The 23,528-nt window shown below is 73.7% G+C and carries 18 protein-coding genes; 10 read left to right on the forward strand and 8 right to left on the reverse strand.

From position 1 onward, the window contains the following. Positions 1-34 precede the first annotated feature (34 nt). The 4 genes from dhaK to LQK89_RS13245 form a co-directional block, all read right to left on the reverse strand. Entirely contained in the window at positions 35-1,030 is a 996-nt protein-coding gene (gene dhaK, locus LQK89_RS13230; protein WP_231049378.1) for a dihydroxyacetone kinase subunit DhaK, read from the reverse strand. A gap of 83 nt (positions 1,031-1,113) precedes the next feature. Next, complete coding sequence (gene dhaL / locus LQK89_RS13235) at positions 1,114-1,743, reverse strand: dihydroxyacetone kinase subunit DhaL (protein ID WP_174777611.1); 630 nt, start codon at positions 1,741-1,743, stop codon at positions 1,114-1,116. Further along, the gene (locus tag LQK89_RS13240) at positions 1,740-2,522 is read right to left on the reverse strand and encodes an HAD-IA family hydrolase (RefSeq protein WP_231049379.1); all 783 of its coding nucleotides are present in this window, start codon (positions 2,520-2,522) and stop codon (positions 1,740-1,742) included. The genes dhaL and LQK89_RS13240 overlap by 4 nt, the downstream gene beginning before the upstream one ends. Then, positions 2,519-3,382: a class II fructose-bisphosphate aldolase gene (locus tag LQK89_RS13245; RefSeq protein WP_231049380.1), complete on the reverse strand. Its 864-nt coding sequence runs from the start codon at positions 3,380-3,382 to the stop codon at positions 2,519-2,521. The genes LQK89_RS13240 and LQK89_RS13245 overlap by 4 nt, the downstream gene beginning before the upstream one ends. 142 nt (positions 3,383-3,524) lie before the next feature. On the opposite strand from LQK89_RS13245, the gene LQK89_RS13250 reads away from it, so the two are divergent. Then, complete coding sequence (locus LQK89_RS13250) at positions 3,525-4,262, forward strand: GntR family transcriptional regulator (RefSeq protein WP_231049381.1); 738 nt, start codon at positions 3,525-3,527, stop codon at positions 4,260-4,262. Here LQK89_RS13250 and LQK89_RS13255 read toward each other — a convergent pair. Beyond that, positions 4,247-5,179 (reverse strand): DMT family transporter, encoded by a 933-nt coding sequence (locus tag LQK89_RS13255; protein WP_174777608.1) that lies wholly within the window; start codon positions 5,177-5,179, stop codon positions 4,247-4,249. The genes LQK89_RS13250 and LQK89_RS13255 overlap by 16 nt on opposite strands. 70 nt (positions 5,180-5,249) lie before the next feature. Between LQK89_RS13255 and LQK89_RS13260 the strand changes: the two genes are divergently transcribed. The 9 genes from LQK89_RS13260 to LQK89_RS13300 all read left to right on the forward strand — a co-directional run bounded on the left by LQK89_RS13260 (position 5,250) and on the right by LQK89_RS13300 (position 20,928). Then, positions 5,250-6,098: a LysR family transcriptional regulator gene (locus LQK89_RS13260; protein ID WP_231049382.1), complete on the forward strand. Its 849-nt coding sequence runs from the start codon at positions 5,250-5,252 to the stop codon at positions 6,096-6,098. Between the two features lie 29 nt (positions 6,099-6,127). Continuing rightward, the gene (locus LQK89_RS13265) at positions 6,128-6,940 is read left to right on the forward strand and encodes a fructosamine kinase family protein (RefSeq protein WP_231049383.1); all 813 of its coding nucleotides are present in this window, start codon (positions 6,128-6,130) and stop codon (positions 6,938-6,940) included. A gap of 85 nt (positions 6,941-7,025) precedes the next feature. Then, a complete protein-coding gene (locus tag LQK89_RS18050) occupies positions 7,026-9,164 on the forward strand; it encodes an ArnT family glycosyltransferase (RefSeq protein WP_269145899.1) in 2,139 nt (712 codons plus the stop codon). 32 nt (positions 9,165-9,196) lie between these two features. Beyond that, positions 9,197-9,919 (forward strand): response regulator transcription factor, encoded by a 723-nt coding sequence (locus LQK89_RS13275; protein ID WP_144804916.1) that lies wholly within the window; start codon positions 9,197-9,199, stop codon positions 9,917-9,919. After that, positions 9,916-11,478 carry a sensor histidine kinase gene (locus LQK89_RS13280; RefSeq protein WP_231049384.1) on the forward strand — a complete coding sequence of 521 codons (1,563 nt, stop codon included), beginning with the start codon at positions 9,916-9,918 and terminating at the stop codon, positions 11,476-11,478. Before LQK89_RS13275 ends, LQK89_RS13280 begins: the two co-directional genes overlap by 4 nt. Positions 11,479-11,586: 108 nt before the next feature. Next, positions 11,587-11,862 carry a hypothetical protein gene (locus tag LQK89_RS13285; protein WP_175326008.1) on the forward strand — a complete coding sequence of 92 codons (276 nt, stop codon included), beginning with the start codon at positions 11,587-11,589 and terminating at the stop codon, positions 11,860-11,862. A gap of 75 nt (positions 11,863-11,937) precedes the next feature. Then, positions 11,938-13,218, forward strand: coding sequence for a bifunctional glycosyltransferase family 2/GtrA family protein (locus LQK89_RS13290; RefSeq protein WP_175326007.1), 1,281 nt, complete (start codon positions 11,938-11,940; stop codon positions 13,216-13,218). A gap of 319 nt (positions 13,219-13,537) precedes the next feature. Beyond that, positions 13,538-19,144 carry a glutamate synthase-related protein gene (locus tag LQK89_RS13295; RefSeq protein ID WP_231049385.1) on the forward strand — a complete coding sequence of 1,869 codons (5,607 nt, stop codon included), beginning with the start codon at positions 13,538-13,540 and terminating at the stop codon, positions 19,142-19,144. Continuing rightward, positions 19,141-20,928: a sulfite reductase subunit alpha gene (locus tag LQK89_RS13300; RefSeq protein ID WP_231049386.1), complete on the forward strand. Its 1,788-nt coding sequence runs from the start codon at positions 19,141-19,143 to the stop codon at positions 20,926-20,928. Before LQK89_RS13295 ends, LQK89_RS13300 begins: the two co-directional genes overlap by 4 nt. 38 nt (positions 20,929-20,966) lie before the next feature. On the opposite strand, the gene LQK89_RS13305 is transcribed toward LQK89_RS13300, so the two are convergent. From LQK89_RS13305 to LQK89_RS13315, 3 genes are read right to left on the reverse strand one after another with little or no spacing between them, the layout of a single operon-like run. Next, a complete protein-coding gene (locus LQK89_RS13305) occupies positions 20,967-22,100 on the reverse strand; it encodes an alpha/beta hydrolase (RefSeq protein ID WP_231049387.1) in 1,134 nt (377 codons plus the stop codon). A gap of 4 nt (positions 22,101-22,104) precedes the next feature. Next, complete coding sequence (locus tag LQK89_RS13310) at positions 22,105-23,010, reverse strand: hypothetical protein (protein WP_231049388.1); 906 nt, start codon at positions 23,008-23,010, stop codon at positions 22,105-22,107. Further along, positions 23,010-23,510 carry a hypothetical protein gene (locus LQK89_RS13315; RefSeq protein WP_231049389.1) on the reverse strand — a complete coding sequence of 167 codons (501 nt, stop codon included), beginning with the start codon at positions 23,508-23,510 and terminating at the stop codon, positions 23,010-23,012. The genes LQK89_RS13310 and LQK89_RS13315 overlap by 1 nt, the downstream gene beginning before the upstream one ends. Positions 23,511-23,528 lie beyond the last annotated feature (18 nt).

Genomic DNA, 23,528 nt, shown 5'->3' on the forward strand with positions numbered 1-23,528 from the left:
ACGGGCGGGCTGGTGCGCGCCGACGGGTGGTCCGTCAGAACGTGCGGATCGGGATCTCGGCGGGGGCGGCGAGGAGCTCCTTGACCTCGTCGTCGAGCTTCACGAGCGTGATCGAGGCGCCGGCCATGTCGAGCGAGGTGCAGTACTCGCCGACGTAGCTCCGGACGGGTGTGATGCCCTGCGCGACGAGCTTCTCGTGCGCGATCCCGTAGAGCAGGTAGAGCTCGCTGATCGGGGTGCCGCCGAGTCCGTTCACCATGAGCGCGACCTCGTCGCCGTCGGAGAAGGGCAGGTCGGACACGATCGGGTCGAGCAGGATGTCGACGATCTCGTCCGCCGGGACGATCTTCTGCCGAGCGCGTCCGGGTTCACCGTGGATGCCGACGCCGACCTCGATCTCGTCGTCGCCGAGCTCGAACAGCGGCGAGCCCTTGGCGGGCGGGGTGCACGCCGTGAGGGCGACGCCCATGGTCCGGGTCACCGAGTTGACCTTCTTCCCGACCCGGACGACCTCGTCGAGGTCGGCGCCGGCCTCGGCCGCGGCGCCGACCGCCTTGATCACGAAGAAGTTCCCGGCGACGCCACGACGGCCGATCGTGTACGTGGAGTCCTTCACGGCGACGTCGTCGTCGATGAACAGGGTCGCGACCTTGATGCCCTCGGCCTCGGCGAACTCCTCCGCCATCTCGAAGGCCATCTTGTCGCCCGTGTAGTTGTTGACCAGCAGGAGCACGCCCTTGGGGCTGTTCACCCGGCGGGCGGCCTCGATGACGTAGTCGGTCGGCGGCGCGGCGAACACGTCCCCGGGGCAGGCCGCGTCGAGCATGCCCTTGCCGACGACCATGACGTGCGCGGGCTCGTGCCCGGAGCCGGACCCCTGGACGATCGAGACCTTGTCGTCGCGCGGGGCGTCGGTGCGGACGATCAGGTTCGCCTTCGGGTCGTAGGTCAGGGTGTCGGGGTTGGCGAGGGCCAGACCCTTCAGCATGTCCGGGACGAACTGCTTCGGGTCGTTGACGAACTTCTTCACTGCGGTTGCCTCACTTCATCGTGGTGGTCGGGTACTGCGAAGGGTCGTGCTGGTGGGGGCGGATCGGATCTGGTCGGCTCGCGTCACCACTCGTCGGCGATGCGCTCCGCGAGCACCGCGACGGCGACCGCGCCGGGGTCGGGCGAGCCGATGCTGCGCTCCCCCGTGTACGACGCGCGCCCACGGCGGGCCTCGAGCGTCGAGGTGGCGTCCGCTGCCTGGCGTGCGACCTCGGCGGCGTGTCGGGCGATCGCGGCGCCGTCCCGGCCGTCCGCCGCGTCGGACTCGATCGCGTCGGTCATCGGGACGATCGCGTCGAGGAGCGTCTTGTCGCCGAGGTCGGCGCCACCGCGCTTCTTGATCCCCTCGACCGCGGCGCGGAGCATCGCCACGACGTCCTCTGCGGTCAGGTCGTCCTTGCCCTTGACGACCCCGGCCGCCCGCAGGAACGCGGTGCCCCAGATCGGACCGGACGTCCCGCCGATGCGGCTGCTCATCGTCATCGCGACCTGCTGCAGGAAGGTCCCGGGGTCCGACCGGTCGTAGTCGTCGAACCCGGCGAGCACGTTCTCGAACCCGCGGGCGAGGGAGTAGCCGAAGTCGCCGTCGCCGGCCACCGCGTCGAGGTCGCAGAAGTACCGCTCGTTCTCGACGCAGGTGCTCGCGATGAGCCGCACGGTGGACTCGAGGTGGGTGGTGGCTTCGGTGGTCATCGTCGTCCTCCGGTCGGGAGCTGGGTGAGGGTGTCGAGGGTCACCCGTCCGGGCACCTCGACGTGGTGGGGGTCCGCGAGCACGTGTGCCGGCTCGTCGGGCAGGTCGCCGAGCCGGTCGACGACGAGCGCCGCGCCGGTGAAGTCCTCGTCGGCCGTGTAGCTGCTGACGGTCACGACGGTGGTGAGTCCGGCGCCGAGCGCTGCCCGGAGCCCGTTCGCGCTGTCCTCGACGACGACCGCGTCCGCCGCGGTGACGCCGAGCTCCCGGAGCGCCAGCTCGTACACGTCGGGCGCGGGCTTCTTGCGCGGGACGACGTCGCCCGCGAAGACCGCGAACCAGCCGGCGGCTTCCTCGCCCACGGCGTGCTCGAGCACCGCGCGGACCGACGCCTCGGCCGAGGTCGAGGCCACCGCGAGCAGCCAGCCCGCGTCGTGTGCCTCGTGCACGATCCTGGCGATGCCGGGCCGACCGGGCATCACCCCGTCGCGGACCATCGCGGTGTACCGCCGGGTCTTCTCGGCGTGCCACTCGGCCACCAGGGCCCGCTGTTCCTCGGGATCGGTCGGCAGGCCGGCGCGCTCGACGAACTCCGGCGTCAGCAGCGACGCCAGCCGCTCCTTCCCGCCGCCGATCCGGAGCACCTCGGCGTAGTCGTCCTGGCTCCACCGGACCGGCAGGTCGAAGTGCTCGAACGTCTGGTTGAACGCCGGCAGGTGCCCGTCGCGCTCGGTGTCGGCGAGCACGCCGTCGCAGTCGAAGACGAGCGCGCGGGTCACGACCGACCGGCCTTGCCGTCCGCGCCGAACCACGTGACGTGCTCGGCGATCACGTCGGTGACGGCGGACTCGATCGCGGTGACGAGCTTCGGCGGGTCCCAGCTGTCCGTCGCCCGTGCCTGTTCGAGGTGCTCGAGCGACGCGCGCATGTACGCGTGCTTCACCGCGGTCGAGATGTTGATCTTCGACACCCCGGCGTCGATGAACGACCGGAAGTCGTCGCGGCTCAGCCCCGTGCCGCCGTGGAGCACGATCGGCCGGTCGGTCAGGGCGGCGAGCTCGGCGGCGCGCTCGGGCAGCAGCACCGGGTCCGCCTTGTACAGTCCGTGGCTCGTGCCCAGCTGCGGCGCGAGCAGGTCGCTGTCGGTCCGCTCGGCGACCTCCGCCAGTTGCTCGACCGAGTACGCGTGCCGGGACTCGTCGCTGCCCACGCCGTCCTCGACCCCGAGGATGTTCTCGATCTCCGACTCGACGTCGAGCCCGGCGGCGTGCGCCGCGGCGGTGACCTCGGCGGTCTCGCGGACCGCGTCGTCGAACCCGCGGTCGGACGCGTCGAACAGCACGCTGGACCACCCCGCGGCGATGACGTCGTCGAGCACCGCCCGGTCCGGACAGTGGTCGAGGTGCAGCGCGACCGGCACCGGGACGTCCCGGGTGAGCGCGCGGAACAGGTCGGTGGTGAAGGCGGTCCCGGAGGCCTTCACGGTCTTCACGGAGATCTGCACGACGAGCGGCGCCCGGGTCCGGACCGCCGCGGCGATCACCGCCCGCATGCTCAGCTCGTCGAACACGTTCACGGCCGGTACGGCGTACCCGCCGTCCCGTGCGGTCCTGGTCAACGTCCTGGTGGACACGTCCATGCCTGGGTCCCCTCTTGCGTCGCTGCGTCGTGGGATGTCGCCGTCAGCGTCGACGACTGCTCGGACTGTACCTGTCTAGACCGGACTCGACAAGTATCATGAGCGGCTATCGGACGACCGTCCGGCCGACAGGAGGTGGACCGTGGTCGACGAGGTGGACCGCGACTCCGCCGTGCCCATCTACCAGCAGCTCGAGGACATCTTCACGGCGAAGATCGCGAGCGGCGAGTGGGCGCCGAGCCAACGGATCCCGTCCGAGAACGAGCTGAACCGGCACTACGGGACCAGCCGGATGACGGTGCGCGGCGTCCTGACGAAGCTGACCACCGACGGCTTGCTCCACCGGGTCCCCGGCAAGGGCACGTTCGTCGCGCCCGAGAAGATCAGCGCGGTCTCCCCGGCGTACCGCGGCATCCGCGAGCAGCTCGAGGTGCTCGGCTACGACATCACCACGACGCTCGTGTCGATCGACCGGGCCCCGGCGCCAGCCCGCATCCGGGACCGCCTGGGCCTCGGCCGCACCGACGACGTCTTCGCGATCGTCCGGCTGCGGTCCGTCGACGGCAAGCCCCTCAGCGTGCACCGGTCGTTCGTCCCGGCGGCCCTCGCGCCCACCCTCGACGCGCTGGACGTCGTCGAGGAGCAGCTCTGCGTCGTGCTCGAGGACGCCTTCGGCCTGGCGATGCACGACGTCGCGGAGGGGCTCGAGGCCGTCGCCGTGGCCGAGGCCGACGCCGGGCTGCTCGGCCTGCGTCGGGGCGACCCGGCGCTGCAGCTCACCGACGTCATCGCCGACCGGGCCGGGACGACGTTCGAGTACTCGACGATCGTGTTCCGTGGCGACCGGATGCGGCTGCAGTTCGACTACACGCGCCCCTGACCGGCACCGGCCGGGGCCACGGCGGACACCCGGCGCCTCCGGAAGGCCAGCCGTCCCGACGCCAGCGCGATCCCGGCGAGCACGACGACTCCGCCGACGGGCTCGTTCCACCGCAGCGGCTCACCGAGCACGAGCACGCCGAGCGCGACCCCGACCACCGGGGTCAGGTACGTCACGGTCGACGCCCGACCGGCACCCCACGCGCCGACCAGGCGCGTGTTCCACGCGTAGGCCAACCCTGTGCCGACCGCACCGAGCGCGACCATCGCGGCCACGATCCTCCAGTCCAGCTGCACCGGACCCGTCGCGACGACGGGCGCGACCAGCAGCATGAGCAACGCCGCCAGGGTGAGCTGCACCGTCGCGACGGTCGTCGGGTCCTGCCCGCTGCCGACGCCGAAGCGGCGGAGCCACGCCAGGCCGACGCCGTAGGACGCGGTCATCCCGAGCAGGGCGACCTGTCCCGGGACGGTCGCGAGCACCGCGGGGTCCCCCACCAGGCTCCACGGGCCGACCAGGACGAGCACGCCGACGATCCCGAGCACGACGCCGCCGACCTGCCGACGCGACAGGCGTTCGCTCGGCACCAGGACGGCGAGCGCCAGCAGGGTCATGATCGGCGTCGTCGCGTTGTAGATGCTCGCGAGCCCCGACGGCACGGTCTGCTCCGCCCAGGCCATCAGCGACGACGGCACCGCGTTGAGGAACACCGCGACGACGAGCAGGTGCCCCCACACCCGGCGTTCCCGCGGCCACCGACGCCGCGTGACGAGCAGCACGACCACGAGCGTCAGGGCGCCGAGCACGGTCCGCACGGTCGCGACCTGCTGCGGGGCGAGCCCCTCGAGCCCGATCTTCGCGAAGAAGAAGCTGGACCCCCAGGTGAGGGCGACGAGCACGTAGAGGAGGGCGTTCACGAGGGTTAGCATCGAGCACCGCGGCGCATGTGTCGAACGAATGTGCTGCATGGGTCCATGAAGGAAGCGCATGACCGTCTCGATCCCGCAGCTCCGTGCGTTCGTCGCGACCGTCGACGCCGGGTCGTTCACCGGTGCCGCGACCGCGCTCGGCGTCGGGCAGTCCGCCGTCTCGCACGCCGTCGCGGGACTCGAGCGCGAGGTCGGCGGGAGCGTGCTGCGCCGCGGCGCGGCGACCGCGCCCACCCCGCTCGGGGACCGGCTGCTGGCCCACGCCCGCAGCGTGCTCGCCTCCGTCGACGCCCTGGAGGCGGTGGTCCGGCCCGCCACGGACCGCGGCACGGTCCGGTTGGCCGCCGTGCCGACGGTCTGCCAGGGGCTGCTCCCGCGGCTCCGCGAACTGTGGGCGGTGACGCTGCCGGGCGTCGACGTGCAGGTCTACGAGGGCGACGACGACGAGATGCCCGAGTGGCTCGAGGGCGGGACGGTGGACGCCGCGGTGCTCGTCGACCCGTCCCCGGTGCCGGCCGGCGGCGTGGTGGTCGCGCGGGACGAGATGGCCGCCGTCGTGCGCCGTGACCACCCGCTCGCCGGGACCGAGCAGCTGACGCTCGACGACCTGCACGACGACGGACTGGTCGCGGGCGGCGGCGGGTGCGAGCACCAGATCCAGCGGATGCACGAACTGGCCGGGCAGCCGTTCCGCTGGGCGCACCGGGTCCGCGAGATGAGCACGATGTTCGGGATGATCCAGCGCGGCGAGGGGGTGTCGATCGTGCCGTCGCTCGGGCGCGTGATGCTGCCCGCCGACCTCGTGATGCTGCCGGTCGAGCCGCGGTACGTGCGGACGCTGGTGCTGAGCGGGCCGTCGTCGCGGCCGTGGCACCCGTTGGCGCAGGCGCTGGTGGACTCGGTGTGACGCCCAGCCGCCGTCGGCAGGATGGACACGTGCCCGACACCCACGTGAAGACCTTCACCGACCCGGACGAGGCGACCGCCGAGGCCGCCGGCCTGCGCTGGCTCGCCGAGGCCGAGGACACCGGCGGCACCCGCACCGCCCGGGTCCTCGCGCACCCGTCTCCCACGGTCCTGCACCTCGAGCGCATCAGCGACGGCGCCCCGACCCGGGCCCAGGCCGAGCGCTTCGGCCGGTCGCTCGCGCACACCCACGCCGCCGGTGCCGCGCACTGGGGCGCGCCGTCCCCCGGGTTCCCCGCGAGCGCGGGGCTGCGGATGGGGCGCTCGCGCACGCCGTTCACCGCCGCGGCGGACGCACCGGCGACGTGGGGCGCGTTCTTCGCCGAGTACCGGATCCGCGACTTCGTGCAGCGGATCGTCGACCGGGGCGGGTTCGACGGTGCCGAGGCCGCGGTGTTCGACCGGGTCGCCGACCGGCTGGAGGACGGTTCGCTCGGGTCGCCGCAGCCCACGCTCGTCGGGGACGGACCCGCCCGGGTGCACGGGGACCTGTGGGCCGGGAACGTCCTCTGGCCGACGGACAGCTCGGAGCCGACCGGCGCGGTGCTCATCGACGCGACGCCGCACGGCGGGCACGCGGAGACCGACCTCGCGCTGCTGGGGCTGTTCGGGCTCGCGCGGCTCGAGACGGTGCTGGCCGCGTACGACGAGGAGTCCCGGCTCGCCGACGGCTGGCAGGAGCGGGTCGAGCTGCACCAGCTCGCACCGCTGCTGCTCCACGTGTACCTGTTCGGCGGGTCGTACACGGCCGCAGCCCTGCGCGTCGCCCGCCGCTACGCCTGAACCCCACCCCACCCCACCGACGGTCTTAGGGAGCGCCAAGGCAGCGCATCGGGTCGCACGGGGAACGCCGTGGAGGCTCACCGGCATGACCACGTACCCGACCCCCGTGACCGACCGTCCGGGCCACGCACGTCCCGGCGGGACCACCGCCGCGCGGGACCGGCGTCGGCCGCCGCTCGTCCGCCTGTTCGCCGGCGAGCGCGAGGACGCCCGCTGGCTCCGGCCGGCCTTCTGGGCCCTCCTCGCCCTGACCGCCGTCGTGTACTGCTGGGACCTCAGCGTCTCCGGGTACGCGAACAGCTTCTACGCCGCCGCCGTGCAGGCCGGTACGAAGTCGTGGGAGGCGTTCTTCTTCGGCTCGCTCGACTCGTCGAACTTCATCACCGTCGACAAGCCCCCGGCCTCGCTCTGGGTGATGGTGCTGTCCGCGCGGCTCTTCGGCTTCTCGTCGACGAGCCTGCTGCTGCCCCAAGCGCTCATGGCCGTCGCCTCGGTCGCCCTCGTGTGGGGAACCGTCCGACGGACCCTCGCCCGCCTCGGCACGACCACCGCGAACGTCGGTGCGCTCCTCGCCGGGTTCGTCGTCGCGGCGACCCCGGCGGCGGCGCTGATGTTCCGCTTCGACAACCCGGACGCGCTGCTCGTCCTGCTCATGACCGCGGGTGCGTACTGCACGGTCCGCGCCCTGCCCCGGGGCAGCTGGCGGTGGATCGCCCTCGCGGGGGTCGCCCTCGGCTTCGCGTTCCTGACGAAGATGCTGCAGGGCCTGCTCGTCCTGCCGGCCTTCGGGCTCGTGTACCTGGTCGCCGCCCGCACGTCGTGGGGGAAGCGCGCGATCGGCCTCGGCATCGCGGCGGTGTCCCTCGTCGTGTCCGCCGGCTGGTGGGTCGTCGCCGTGGCACTCTGGCCCGCGGAGTCCCGTCCGTACATCGGCGGGTCGACGAACAACACCGTCCTCGACCTCGTCTTCGGGTACAACGGCCTCGGCCGGATCTTCGGCGGCTCGGGCAACGGCGGCGGCGGCGGCATGGGCGGCGGCACCGCGGGTTCGTCGTTCGGCGGCTCGACCGGCCTGGACCGCCTGTTCTCGTCCGAGATGGGGCTCGAGATCTCCTGGCTCCTGCCCGCCGCACTCGTCGCGCTCGTCCTCGGCCTGGTGGTCGTCGGCCGTCGGCACCTCGCCGATCCCGCCCGCGCCGGCCTGGTGCTGTGGGGCGGCTGGCTGCTCGTCACCGGGCTCGTCTTCTCGTTCATGTCCGGCACGATCCACCCGTACTACACGGTGGCCCTCGCCCCGGCGATCGCCGGCCTCCTCGGCACCGGCGGCGCCCTGCTCTGGCACGCCCGCGAGCGCGTCACCGGCCGCCTCGGCCTCGCCGCGATGGTCGGCGGGACCGCGTTCTGGAGCTGGTGCCTGCTGAACGAGGACCCCACCTGGCTCCCCTGGCTGCGCTGGGTGGTGCTGTTCGGCGGACTCCTCGCCGCGGCCGCGATCGTGGTCGGCAGCGTGCCGACCCTCCGCCGCCTGGTCGCCGTGGGCGTCCTCGCCGGCACGCTGTTCGGCCTGACCGGCACCACCGCCTACGCCCTCGTCACGACCACCGTCGCGCACTCCGGGTCGATCCCGAGCGTCGGTCCGGCGGGCAGCAGCTCCGGTGGGTTCGGTGGCGGTCCCGGGGGCGGCGGCATGCCGGGAGGCACGGCAGGCCCCGGCGGGTCGGCCGCCGGTTCCGAGACCGACGGCTCCGACGGCTCCGACGGCACCCAACAGGGTCCCGGCGGCCAGCCGCCGACCGGCTCGATGCCGACGATGCCCGGCGGCACCACCGGCGAGGGCACGACCGGCGTGGATGGCCGGACGGGTGGCGGCGCTGGCGTCGAGGGTGCGACGACCTCCGCGGCGCTCACGAAGCTCCTCGCGGCGACGGACACGACGTGGTCCGCCGCGGTGAACGGTTCCCAGTCGGCCGCACAGCTCGAACTCGACTCCGACACCGCGGTGATGGCGATCGGCGGCTGGTCGAGCGACCCGACGCCGACCCTCGCCGAGTTCAAGGCGCTGGTCGCCGAGGGCAAGATCGGCTACTACATCAGCTCCGGCAGCGGCCGCGGGATGGGCGGCGGCTCGTCCACCGCCTCGGCGATCCAGGAGTGGGTGGCAGCGAACTACGACAGCACCACCGTCGGCGGGTCGACGGTCTACGACCTGACCACCGCGAAGTGATGCACGACGAGGGCCCGGATAGGCTCGCCGACATGGCCGACCGAGCACTGCGGCGGACCGACGGCACGCCCGTCCGGGTCCTCGTCGTCGACGACGAGCACGCGCTCGCCGAGGCCGTCGCCCTCGCGTTCACGGGCGACGGCTGGGCCGTGCGCACCGTGCACCGGGGCCGAGACGTGCTCTTCGCCGCGCGGGAGTTCCTGCCGGACGTGGTCGTGCTCGACGTGATGCTGCCGGACATCGACGGGTTCGAGGTCCTCGAGCGCCTCCGTGACGCCCGGGACCCGGTCCGCGTGCTGTTCCTCACCGCGCGGGACGCCCCCGAGGACCGGCTCGCCGGGCTCACTGGCGGCGGTGACGACTACCTGACCAAGCCCTTCGGCATCGACGAGCTGCTGGTCCGGGCGCGCATCCTCGCCCGCACCGCACCCCAGGTCGTCGCGGCGCCCGGCTCGTCGGCGGTCGTCGTCGGCGACCTCCGGCTCGACGAGGAGGACCGCTCCGTCCGCCGCGGGGACGAGCCGGTCGACCTCACGCCGACCGAGTACGAGCTGCTCCGGCACCTCGCCCGCAACGCGAACCGGGTGCTCTCCCGCGAGCAGATCCTGGCGAGCGTCTGGGGCATGGACTTCGGCACGTCCTCGAACCTGGTCGACATGTACGTCTCGTACCTGCGGAAGAAGCTCGACGCCGGACGCGAGCCGATGCTCCAGACGGTCCGCGGGGCCGGCTACGTGCTGCGGCCGACGACGTGACCGGTCCCGCGGAGCCGACCCGTGCCTCCCGGCCGGTCCGCACCCCGTCGCTGCGGTGGCGGATCGTGGGGGCCGTGGCGCTCCTGCTCGTCGTGACGAACGTCGTCGTCGGCGCGGTCACCGTCGTCGCCTACCGGGAGTACCTGGTCGGGCGGCTCGACGCCGAGCTGGCGACGGCCGCGGGGCGGACACCAGGCGGCCGCGACGGCGAGCGGCCGAGCGGACCGCCGCCGGGGTCGGACGGGACGTCGTCGGCACGGCCCGACCCGGACAACACCTTCATCGGCGCCCCCGGGCAGGCGGCCGACACGGTGGTGGCGATCTTCCGGGACGGCGACGCCGTGCTGGCGGGGTACACCGACGACGAGGGGCGGCAGCACGCGCTGACCGCCGCGCAGCGACGGCAGCTCGGCACCGTGGCGGCCGACGGCGAGCCCGTGACGGTGACGCTCGGGTCGCTCGGCTCGTACCGGGCGCAGGCGGTCGGCGACGACGGCGACGTGTTCGTGACCGCCCTGCCGCTCGGCGACCTCGACGCCGGCATCGTGCGACTGGTCGTCGTGGTCGGGAGCGTCACGCTCCTCGCGCTGGTCGTCGCCGCGTGGGCGCTGACCCTGACGGTGCGTCGGTCGCTGCGTCCGCTCGAGCGCGTGGCGTCGGTCGCGTCGAGCGTCACCGACCTGGACCTCGAGCGCGGTGACCCGGACATCGCGGCCCGGGTCGCGCCGGCGGACCTCGTCGTGAACCGCGAGGTCGGCCAGGTCGGCTCGGCCCTGAACCGGCTGCTCGGGCACGTCGCCCGGGCACTGACCGTCCGACGGGACGCCGAGCGCGGGATGCGGACCTTCGTCGCCGACGCCTCGCACGAGCTGCGCACGCCGATCGCCACCGTCCGGGCCTACGCCGAGCTGTCCCGGACCACCGACGACGTCGACGACCTGCACCGCAACGTCGACCGGATCGGCCGCGAGGCCCGGCGCATGGGCGACCTCGTCGAGGAGCTCCTGCTGCTCGCCCGGCTGGACGCGACCGCGCTGGCCGCCGGACCTGACCCCGTGCGCGAGGTCGTCGACCTGACCGCGACGGTCGTCGAGGCCACCGTGGACGCCCGGGCCACGGCGCCGGGACACCGGTGGACGCTGCAACTCGCGGACGACCACCCGGTCGCGGTGTCCGGCGACCCCGGGCAGCTGCGGCGCGTGGTGACGAACCTGCTGTCGAACGCGCGGACGCACACCCCCGAGGGCACGACGGTCGTGGTCTCACTCCAGCAGGTCGCGCTGCAGCAGGACTCGCTGCAGCACGAATCCGGCGGCGTTCCGCTCGTGCGGCTCGTGGTCGCGAACGACGGGCCGCCGATCGACGCGGACGTCCTGCCGACGCTGTTCGACCGGTTCACCAGGGGGTCGGCGTCCCGGACGCGGGAGCACGGGACGAGCGGCCTCGGGCTCGCGATCGTGCGCGCGGTCGTCGAGGCGCACGGCGGCACGGTGCGGGTCGTCTCCGAGCCGGGGCGCACGGCGTTCACGGTGGAGCTGCCGGTCCGCCCCGCGTCCTGACCGATCCGGTCGTCCGTCGTCCTGACCGATCCGGTCGTCCGTCGTCCTGACCGTTCCGGTCCGCCGCTCCGGCGGGTACGCTGCGGGCACGAGCGGAGGGCGGACGCGATGGAGAACCGGTACGGCCACCTGCCGGAGCACCCCCGGCCGGAGGACCTCGTGGTCGAGGTCCCGGCGTTCGAGGACGACCGCCCGCAGCCCGAGCCGGAGCCGCCCGCCGGCGCTCCCGAGCTCGTCGCGGCGACGCGCTTCGCGCAGGCCTCGCACGAGCCACCGACCATCCGCAGGACCCAGATGCGCGCGGGCGCCTGGATCGCGGGCGTCCCGATCGCGGCGCTCGCGGTCGTCGCGGTGGTGCAGGTGCTGCTCGGCCTCGGCGACTGAGCCGGGCGCCGCTTCTTACGCGCGGCACAGGGTGCTGCTGCGGTCCGCATCGGAGCGCTGCCGAGCCTGATCGGCATGACGGACTCGGACCAGACCCTCGACATCGACATCGTGGTGCCCTGCCACAACGAGCAGGACACGCTCGCCGCACACGTCCGGCGCCTGCACCAGTTCTGCCGGACCTCGTTGCAGCACTCGTGGCGGATCACGATCGCGGACAACGCCTCGACCGACGACACCGCGCGCATCGCCGACGACCTCGCGGCCATGCTGCCCGAGGTGCACGCGGTGCACCTGGCGCGCAAGGGACGTGGGCGCGCGCTCAAGGCGGTGTGGGGTGACTCCCCCGCCGCGGTGCTCGTGTACGTGGACGAGGACCTGTCGACGGACCTCGCGGCACTCGAGCCCCTCGTCGCGCCGCTGCTGTCCGGCCACTCCGACGTGGCGATCGGCACGCGGCTGGTCGGGTCCTCGCGCGTGGTCCGGGGCAGCAAGCGCGAGTTCATCTCCCGCTCGTACAACCTGCTCCTCCGCAGCACCATGGGGGTCTCGTTCTCCGACGCGCAGTGCGGGTTCAAGGCCGTCACCCGCGAGGCCGCGGAGCACCTGCTGCCGCTCTGCGAGGACGACGCCTGGTTCTTCGACACCGAGCTGCTCGTGCTGGCGGAGCACGCGGGACTGCGCATCCACGAGGTCCCGGTCGACTGGGTCGACGACGTGAACTCCTCGGTGCACATCGCCTCGACCGCGACCGAGGACCTCAAGGGCATGTGGCGGGTCTCGCGTGGCCTGGCCACCGGACGGATCCCGATCGCCCCGGTGTACGACGCGATCGGCCGGCGTCCGTTCAGCACGCCGCACGTCGGGATCCTCGGACAGGTGCTGCGGTTCGGCACGATCGGGGTCCTCTCCACGCTGGCCTTCGCGCTGCTCTACGCGCTCTTCCGCCCGGCGATCGGCGCGCAGACCGCGGACTTCCTGGCGCTCCTGGTGACGGCGATCGGCAACACCGCCCTCAACCGACGGTTCACGTTCGGTGTGCGCGGCCGTGCCGGTGCCGGCCGACACCACGTGCAGGGGCTCGTCGTGTTCGGGATCGCCTGGGCGATCACGTCCGGGTCGCTCGTGGTGCTGCACGCGACGACGCCCGGGGCGTCGCACGGGGCCGAGGTGCTCGTGCTCACGGGGGCGAACCTCGTCGCGACCGGGGTCCGGTTCGTGCTCTTCAAGGCGTGGGTGTTCCGCACGCGGCGTCGCCCCGTGCTCGTGCGGCCGGGCGACGCACCCGCGCCCGCGCCCGCAGCCGCTCCCGCAACCGGGGGCGAGCGGCAGGTCGTGGAGGAACGCACGAACTGACCGCCCCGCCCCGCGGAACGCGACGTCGGCGGCTGCTCGCAGCGGTATGTCGCTGCGAGCAGCGGCCGACGTTGCGTCCTGCGGAACTGGGACCCGAACCAGAACCGGACCCGCACCGGGACCGCCGCCCGCCCGCCGGACCCGACCCGTGCCTCCCGTCCGGTCGGTCTGTTGCGTGCGCGGTATACCAACCCGTAGCATCGCCCTACCGCACCACCCCCACAGGGCCCGGCCACCACCCGACGGTCTGCCCGCGGCGAGCGCTCCACCGATGCAGCCTGGCCGACCGCTGCCGGCACTCGCTCCACTGGACCCGCTCGTGAACCCCTCCCCCTTCGGCCTGTACGACCCTGCTCGCGAATCGAGCGACTGTGGCGTCGGCTTCATCACCCGTCTCGACGGGACCCCGAGCCACGACGTCCTGGTGAAGGGCGACGAGGCGCTGTGCGCGATCCCCCACCGCGGCGGGAAGTCCGCCGAGGGCGTCGGTGATGGCGCGGGCGTGAGCATCGACCTGTCGGTGGAGTTCTTCAGCGCGATCACCGGCCAGACCCTGCGCGCCGGGCACTTCGGCGTCGCGAACTGCTTCGTGCCGTCCGACCGCGACGAGCGCGCCGACGCCGAACGCCTCGTGACGGCGGAGCTGACGGAGCAGGGCTTCGAGCTGCTCCTGGTCCGTGACGTCCCGGTCGACCACGGCGTCGCCCGCCCGGAGGCCGAGCAGTACCAGCTGCCGATCGTGCAGTGGGTCTTCCGCGCCCCGGAGTCCTGGTCCCGCGCCGACGTCGACGCCGCGGCGAACCGCGCGCTCCTCGCGATCGAGGCGGTGTCCTACGCCCGCGCCGCCGAGGAGCACGCACCGCACGCGGCCCTGTACCCGCTGTCGCTCAGCGCCCGGACCCAGGTGCTGAAGGGCCGGCTGAACTCGGGCGAGGTGATCGGCTACTTCACCGACCTGCGCGACCCGCGGCACTCGGTCCGGACGCTGTACTTCCACACCCGGTTCTCGACGAACACCGAGCCGCACCCGACGATGGCGCAGCCGTTCCGCCTGATGGCGCACAACGGCGAGCTGAACACCGACCGCAAGAACCGGCTGTCCGACGAGGCCTCGGCGCGCGCCCGCACGCGCAGCATCGTCCGGCCGCCAGGGCAGTCGGACTCGAGCCGGCTCGACCAGACCCTGCAGAGCCGGGTGTTCGACGACGGCCTGGACCTGGTCGAGGCCGTCGTGACGCTCATGCCCCCGGCGTGGGAGAACGACCGCACGCTCACCCCGGCGGTGCGCGACATGCTTGAGTACCACTCGCTGTACGAGGAGAAGAACGACGGTCCCGCCGCCGTGATCTTCAGCGACGGCGACGTGGTCGGCGCCCGCCTCGACCGGCTCGGCCTCCGGCCGCTCCGCACGGTGCAGACCGCCGAGTACCTGATGGTCGCGTCGGAGTCCGGCCAGGTGGCGTTCGCCGCGGACGAGGTCGTGCACCGCGGCCGGATCGAGGCCGGCGGCATGCTCGTCGTCGACCACCGCACGGGTTCGGTGCTGCGCACGCGCGAGGCCCTCGAGCTGCTCGCCGCCCGCAGGCCCTTCGGCGCGCTGCTCGACGCCGCCCGGGTGGAGCTCGACGCCCTGCCCGCGCCCGCGTACGAGCGCGGCACGAGCACGCTCGGCTACGACGGGGACCTGTCGCTCGCCGGGCGCTACGTCGCGTACTCGCTGAACCAGGAGAGCTTCCGGTTCATGCTCGACCCGATGCTCGCGAACGGCTCGGAGCGCATCTCGGCGATGGGCTACGGCAACGCGATCAACGCCCTGAGCGACACCGAGGGCGGCATGGCGAAGTACTTCTCGCAGCGCTTCGCCCAGGTGACGAACCCGCCGCTCGACTCGATCCGCGAGGCGGACGGCATGTCGATGCGCGTGGCCCTCGGCGCCAAGCTCGACGCCCACACGCAGGCGGCTGCTGGTGGACACACCAGCGCGCAGGCCGACACCGGCACGGCCGCCGTCCCGACCCGCCAGATCGTCGTGCGGTCCCCCGTGCTCGGCCACCTCGACATGGTCCGCCTGCGCGACCAGGACGTCGTCCCGCTCGAGCGCTTCGACATGCTCTACGTGCCCGTCGTCGACGACGAGCACGCCAACGCCGACGCCGTCCGCTCCGCCGTCGAGGCCCTGTGCGACCGGGTCGAGGCGTTCGCCCGCAGCACGGGCGGCATCGCGGTCCTGACCGACCGCGCGGTGTCCTCGACCCGCGCACCGCTCCCGGTGATCCTGGCGGTCGCGGCCGTGAACCAGCGGCTCATCGAGACCGGCCTGCGCCTGCGCCTGTCGATCGTCGCCGAGTCCGGGCAGCTCCCGTCCTCGCACCACGTGGCCACGGCGCTCGGCTTCGGTGCGTCGGCGGTCTACAGTCTGTCGGCCCGGCTCCGCGCCGAGGAGCAGTACCCCGCCGAGGCCGCCCCCGCCGGCGAGGTCACCGCGACCGACCTGGCCCTGCGGCGCTTCCGGAAGGCGGCCGAGAAGGCCCTCGCCAAGACGATGGGCCGCGTCGGCCTGTGCACCGCGGAGAGCTACATCGGCGGCGCGTTCTTCGAGCCGAACTACCTGGACACCGGGGACGACCTGTTCGCCCGGGTGTTCCCGTACATGCAGGCCCCGGTCGGCGGTGTCGGCTTCACCCGCATCGCGCAGGCCGCGACGGAGTGGCACGAGCGCGCCCGCTCGGTCGCGACCGAGGCCCAGGTCCCGCTGCTCGGCCTGTTCAAGGAGCGCTCCGACGGCGCCGGGCACTCGTTCGGCGTCGCGAGCGTCCGCGGCTTCGGCGGGATGACCGAGGAGCGCCCGGCCTTCGAGCGTGCCGGCGACTCCGAGGCGCTCCGCCTGCTGACCCTCGGCCAGCTCGACGACGCCTTCGGCATCACCGACAGCGCGTACCGGAGCACCGGCTACGACCGGCTGAGCGACGCCGAGGTCGACGCGCACCGCATCACGCCCGGCTACGTGTCGTTCCTGCAGACCACCCACGACGAGCGGTCCCGCCGTCCCGCCGCGCTCCGCGACGTGCTCGCGCTGCCCGCGGACGTCACGGGCATCGACGAGGCCGAGGACTTCGCACGCGAGCTCGGCCGGTTCTCGACGACCGGCAACGCCAGCATCACGGTGCGCGGCCTGTCCGGCTCGCGGCCCGCCTCGACCGACGGACTGCCGGGAGGCACGACCCGCTTCCGCCTGCAGCTCACGTCGACGGGGCCCACGGGTTCCGCACGCCACCGGGCCCTCGCGGACGGGCTCGCCCTGCTGCACCCGGGCCAGGTCGACGTCGACGCCGTCGACGACGACCAGGTGACGCTCCGCGCCACCGGCGCCGCCGCCGCGCTCCTCGCGCTGCTGCAGGCGGCCCCGGCGAGCGTGGACCTCGACCGGGTGCAGCCCGCGCACGAGATCACCCGCACGCTCGCGTCCGGGGCGATGAGCCACGGCGCCCTCGTCGCCACGGCGCACGAGGCCGTCGCGCACGGCACGAACATGGTCGGCGGCATGTCGAACTCGGGCGAGGGCGGCGAGCACCACTCCCGCTACGGGACGATCCGCGGCTCGAAGATCAAGCAGTTCGCCTCGGGGCGGTTCGGCATCTGGGCGGGCTACCTGGCCGACCCGATGCTCGAGGAGCTCGAGATCAAGATCGGCCAGGGCGCCAAGCCCGGCGAGGGCGGTCAGCTGCCCGCGCCGAAGGTCACGGTGGACATCGCCGCCGCACGCGGAGGCACGCCCGGCGTCGAGCTCATCTCGCCGCCGCCGCACCACGACACGTACTCGATCGAGGACCTCGCGCAGCTCATCCACGACTGCAAGGCCGCCCGCGTCCGGGTCGTCGTGAAGCTCGTGTCCTCCGAGGGCATCGGGACGATCGCCGTCGGCGTGGCGAAGGCCGGCGCGGACGTCATCAACGTCGCGGGGAACACCGGCGGGACGGGTGCCGCGGCGGTCACGAGCCTGAAGTACGCGGGCCGCTCCGCGGAGATCGGCGTCGCCGAGGTGCACCAGGCCCTCGTCGCGAACGGCCTGCGGCAGAAGGTCACGCTCCGCTGCTCCGGCGCCCACCAGACCGGATCGGACGTCGTCACGAGCGCGCTGCTCGGCGGCGACTCGTTCGAGTTCGGCACGACCGCGCTCATGATGCTCGGCTGCGTGATGGCGAAGAACTGCAACGTGAAGTGCCCCGCCGGCCTGACCACGAACGCCGAGGCGTTCGAGGGCGACCCGCGTGCGCTCGCGCAGTACCTGCTCAACATCGCGCACGACGTTCGGCAGATCCTCGCGCGCCTCGGGCTGCGGTCGCTCCGCGAGGCGCGCGGGCGCACCGACCTGCTGCAGCTGCTCGACCACCCGGCGAGCGTCGGCCGGCTCGACGTGCGGGACCTCCTGGCGCAGGTGCCGGAGAAGGTCGTCGCGGACCCGGAGTACCTCGAGAAGGACTACCGGACCGACGACGCGCTCATCGACCAGGCGCGTGCGGCGCTCGTCGACGGACACGAGCACGCGCTCGTGGTCGACGGCGTCGTCCTCGGCAACGCGGACAAGTCCGTCGGCGGCCAGCTCGGCATCGACCTCGAGCGGATCCTGAACCACGAGCTCCGCGGGGTCGACCTGTCCGGGCACCCGGCGATCGCCGACGACGACCGCGGTCGCCGTCGGCTGGTCGACGGCGCCCTGACGATCCGCACGCGCGGGTCCGCGGGGCAGTCCTACGGGGTCTTCACGAACGACGGCACGACGCTCGACCACACCGGCACCGCGAACGACGGCGTCGGCAAGAGCCAGTCCGGCGGCCGGATCGTCGTCCGCGCGCCGGGCGGCGGCAGTGCCGAGCGCGGCGGCAACGTCCTCGTCGGCAACTTCGCGCTGTTCGGGGCCACGGGCGGCCGGACGTTCGTCGAGGGCGAGGCCGGCGACCGCTTCGCCGTGCGCAACTCCGGGGCGACCGCGGTCGTCGAGGGCCTCGGCGACTTCGGCTGCGAGTACATGACCGGCGGTGCCGTGCTCAACCTCGGCGGCTTCGGCAAGGGGCTCGGGAACGGCATGTCCGGCGGCTTCCTGTACCAGTACGACCCCTCGGGGCAGGTGACCGAGCGCGCGAGCACCGACTCGCTCCTGGTGTTCCCCGTCACGGAGACCGGGCGCGGGGCGTTCCACGAGGCGGCCGCGAAGCTCCTGCTCGAGTGGCACCTCGAGGCGACGGGCTCGGCGCTCGCCGAGCGGCTGCTCGCGGCGTGGGAGACCACCCGCGACCACGTGTACGTCGGCATGCCGCGCGCGCTCCTGCTCAGCCAGGACGCCGACGAGATCCTCGCCGCCGCGACCCGGAACGAGCTGCTCGACGAGCTCGCGGGCTCCGTCGCGACGGACAAGCTCCGGTCGTTCAAGGTCGACTACCGCGACCGCCGGACCGTGCTCGACGGCCGTGCCCCGGCGCTCGGGGACCAGGGCGACGACACGTTCTCGCTGCTGTCGTCGTACACCGTGCTCGGAGTCGCCCAGGACGTGGCGCAGGAGCGGGTGCCGGGGGCCGCGCCGAACGACCCCCGGGTCACCGAGGCGGTCCGCAACCTCGTCCTGACCGAGGACTTCCAGGTCAAGCAGCGGGTCGTGAAGTACCTGCGCCGCACGCTCGAGTCCTTCGCGGACGACGAGCTCGCGACGCTCATCGCGACGAAGCGGCTCGACGACGCCAAGCGTGCGCTCGCGCAGCGGAACAACCGCAGCGCGGACATGCCGGGAACCACGGGGTGGATCATGCACCAGACCGCCAAGAACGCCGGCCGACGCCGAGCCGCACGGTTCGACGAGCTGCTCGCCACAGCGGCGCTCGAGGACATCGCCCGCCGCGCGCCGCTCGCCCCGGTCGAGGCGGTGACGGCATGACGACCATGCCCCCGACCGGGTCGCTCATCCCCGTCGACGCCCCGTTCTCGGCCGCGCAGGAGTCCTGGCTCGCCGGGTTCATCGCGGGCATCGCCGCCGCGGGGAAGAAGGCCGCCCCGGCAGCGCCGACCACGACGATCGACGTGCTGTTCGGCACGCAGACCGGCAACGCGGAACTCCTCGCCGAGGACCTCGTCGCCGGCGCGACCGCCAGGGGCCTCGGCGGTCGGGCGACCCCGCTCGACGCCGTGTCGCCGGAGCAGCTCGCCGGCATGTCGCACGTGCTCGTCGTCACCTCGACGTACGGCGAGGGCGAGATGCCCGACAACGCCGGCCTGTTCTGGGAGGCGCTGCAGTCCCCCGCGGTCCCCCGTCTCGAGGGCGTGCAGTACGCGGTGCTCGGGCTCGGCGACACGAGCTACGACGAGTTCTGCCAGGCCGGGAAGCTCCTGGACCTGCGGTTCGAGCAGCTCGGTGCGACGCGCGTGCACGACCGGGTGGACTGCGACGTCGACTACGAGGACCCGGCAGCCCTGTGGAGCGCCGCCGTCCTCGACCGGATCGCCGCCCAGGCCGGCGTCGCCGCGACGGGCGGGACCGCCGCTGCCGGGGCCGCGCCGACCGCGACCGCAGCCGGCGGGGCGGGCGCGGGTCGTGCCTCCCGGCCGGGTGCGCAGTGGACCAAGCGCACCCCGTACCGGGCGCCGCTCGTCGTGAACCGGGTGCTCAGTGCGCCGCAGAGCGCGAAGGAGATCCGGCACCTGGAGTTCGACCTCGGTGACTCCGGGATCACGTACGCGGCCGGCGACGCGCTGGCCGTGGTGCCGCACAACGACCCGGCGCTCGTCGACCAGCTGCTCGACCACCTCGGCGCGGACGGTGCGGCGGACGTCGACGGCCGACCGCTCGCCGAGGTCCTGCGCGTCGAGCGCGAGATCCGGACGCCGTCGAAGGACCTCGTCGCCGACCTGGTGCAGCGTGCGCCCGCGTCGGAGCTCGCCGCGGTCGTGGCGCACGGCGACAAGCAGGAGCTCGACCGGTGGCTGTGGGGGCGGGACGTCCTCGACCTGCTCGTGGACGCCGGACCCGCGGCGCCGTCGCTCGACGAGCTGCTGCCGAACCTCCGCGGACTGCAGGCGCGGCAGTACTCGATCTCGTCGAGCCCGCTCGCCCATCCCGGCCGCGTGCACCTGACCGTCGCGAGCGTCCGGTACGGGGACACCCGACGCACCCACCACGGCGTCGCGTCGACGTACCTGGCGGACCGGGTGCAGGCGGACGGCGAGGTCGGCGTGTACCTGCAGCCGAACGCCGCGTTCGGGGTGCCGGCGGACGGCGACGCCCCGATGGTGATGATCGGCCCCGGGACCGGGATCGCGCCGTTCCGCGGGTTCCTGCACGAGCGGGCCGCCGCCGGGGCGACCGGGCGCAACTGGCTGTTCTTCGGCGACCAGCACCGCGACACGGACTTCGTCTACGAGGACGAGCTCACCGCGTTCCGGGAGTCCGGCGTGCTCGACCGGCTCGACCTGGCGTTCTCACGCGACCAGGCCGAGAAGGTCTACGTGCAGACCCGGATGCGGGAGCAGGCCGTCGAGCTGTACCGGTGGCTCGAGGACGGCGCGTTCGTGTACGTGTGCGGCGACGCCTCGCGGATGGCGAAGGACGTCGAGCAGGCGCTGCTCGACGTCGTCGCCGAGCAGCGGGGCCGGGGCGCCGACGACGCGCTCGGGTACCTGGCCGACCTGCGGCGCGCGAAGCGGTACGTCCGCGACGTCTACTGACCCGCGCGCGGGGCGCCGATCCGCGCGTGGGGTGCCCCTCAGCGCGCCGGCAGCCCTGCGATCCACCCGGCGACCTGCGCGTCGAACCACGCCGCGTCGAGGTTCCGCTCCCACGCGTGCTCGGCCGACCCGCTGACCGCCAGGGTCACCCGGTCGGGCTCCCCCGCGGCGAACTGCTGGCTCACGGCGAACGGCACGGTGCGGTCCCCGTCGGAGTGCACGAGCAGCGTCGGCGGCAGGGGCGGCGGGACCCGGAGCCACGACAGCGCCCGGACGTCGACGGGCGCCCGGAGCCCGACCACGCGGTGCAGCAGCGGCGTGCGCATCGCCGCGAGGGCCGCGGAGACGACGAACCCGGGCACCGGGGTGCGGGCCGCCTGGAAGCGGACGGCCGCCTCCCAGTCGAGCGCCGGCGCCACGAGCAGCACGCCCGTGACCAGGTCGCGGTGGGCCGAGCGCAGCAGCAGCTCGTGGGTGATCGTGGCGCCCATCGACCAGCCGACCAGCACGATCCGCCGCGCACCGTTCGCGACCGCGTGGTCGAGGGCTGCCTCGACGTCGACCCACTCCCGGGCACCGAGGTGCGACGCGCGTCCCTCCCACGGCGCCTCACCGTCTCCGCGGAACGACGGCACGATCGAGGTCCAGCCGGCCTCGAGCGCCGCCGGGACGGTACGGAGCGCGGTCACCCGGGTCGTCCGGATGCCGTGCACGTGGACGGCCCACGTGGCCGCGGCGTCGTCGTCGGGGCGGGCGGGGCGCACCACCCACGCGGGTGCCGCGCCGAGCGGTGTCGGGATCGACACCTCGGACCAGTCGACCTCCATCGCGGCGGGGTCGGGGTGCACGTGACCGCTCCACCGGATGCGGGCGGACACCGCGCCGGTCGTCCGCACCACGGCGCGGCGGACGGTGCCGGCGGCCTCGTCGACCTCGAGCACCGGCCCGACCGTGGTGTGACCGTCGCCCTCGTGCCACAGGCCGTACTCCCCCGGCCGCAGCGTGTCGGCGGTCAGGGGCAGCTGCACCGAGTCGGCGTCCGCGTCGAGCACCGGCGTCCACCGGTGCCGCCCGGGCAGGACGATCTTGCCGACCACCGCACGGACGGCCAGCAGCCCGCCGACCACCACGAGCACCACCAGGGCGACGAGCACCCACTCCACGACCGTCATGCCGTCATCCTCCGAGGTTCCGAGCGAGCAGCCGCTCCGCCGACCGCACGTGCGCGAGCTCGCCCGGGTCGATCGTCCGTCCCTGCACCTCGGCGTCGCGGATCGCGATGACGAGGTCGTACGTCCGCACCCGCAGGTCGGCACGGCGCTCGACGGGCCGCAGACCGTGGTGTCGGACGACGCGGGCGAGCCGACGGTGGTGCCGACCGAGCCGCAGGTCGCGGACCCACCGGCGCACCGTGAACGAGGCCATCCCGACGACGACGAGCACGATGCCGAGGTAGAAGGGCGGGTCGAACGCGAACCGCAACGCGTCGCGGACGCCGGGGGTGGCCAGGCCGAGGTGGTCGGCCGTCAGCGACACGATCTCCTCGACGCTGGCCAGGGTGACGAGCACGAGTCCGACCCGGAAGACCCCGAGTGCCCCGCGCCCGGTCGGCATCCCGCGCACGAGCGTGGTCACCGTGATCGCGGCCACGCAGGCCATGTAGACCGAGGCGTAGAGCCACATCGCGGTCTGGTCGATGCCGAGCACGATGAAGTGGAACGCGGTCGTGCCCCGGTCGGTGATGCAGGCGAACGGGATCGTGAACGCGGTGACCATGGCGAGCAGCGCGAGGGGGTGCGCCAGGACCGGTCGGCGCGGCAGGTCGCCCGTGGACGCGCGGAGCATGAGCCAGAAGGCGGTGGTCGCGCAGACGTTCTGCACGAGGTTGACGAGGTTCGTGCCGCCGAGCCACCCGTCGAGCACGGGCTGCGGCACGACGCTGCCGAGGGTGAGGAGCCCGAGGGCGCCCACCCCGGTCGCCGCCCAGGCCGCACGACCGCGCGGGTTCCGCCGCACCGACGGCGTCCGCGCCACGAAGATGAGGGCCGCGCACCAGAAGGTGGCGGCGTGCAGGGCACCCATCAGCCGTAGGCCCGCTCGTCCGACGACCCCGCGCCGAGCAGGACGGTGGCGACCTCGTACGCGAAGCGCTCCGCGAAGTGCTCGTCGTCGCCGGACACGCGCGCGAGCCCGTGCCCGGCGGCCTGCGTCGGGTCGTCCGCGTGCGCCGCGCTCCGGCCGTCGACGTCCCGCTGGCACACGTTCGTTCCCGCGGCGAGCGACGCGACCGATGCGGGCGTCGGCGCCCCGGCGTCGCCGTGCAGCAGGTGCCCGAGCTCGTGCAGCACGCAGTGCATGCGGTACAGGGGCGGCACGGCGGCGGGGACGAGCACGAGGTTCTCGTGGGGCGCCTGCGAGACGAGTGCGGTGAGGCTGCCCCACGACGGGCCGTCCACGTCGACGACGCGGGTCGGCGTGCCGACGGAGCGGGCGACCGCGGCGACGACGTCGTCGAGACGCGGGTCGGTCGGCAGCGTGCGCACGAGGTCGGCGACCACCGTCGTCACGTTCCGCCCTGCCATCGGACCCCCCTCGTCCCG

This window comes from Curtobacterium sp. C1 (assembly GCF_021049325.1).
Lineage (GTDB): Bacteria > Actinomycetota > Actinomycetes > Actinomycetales > Microbacteriaceae > Curtobacterium > Curtobacterium citreum.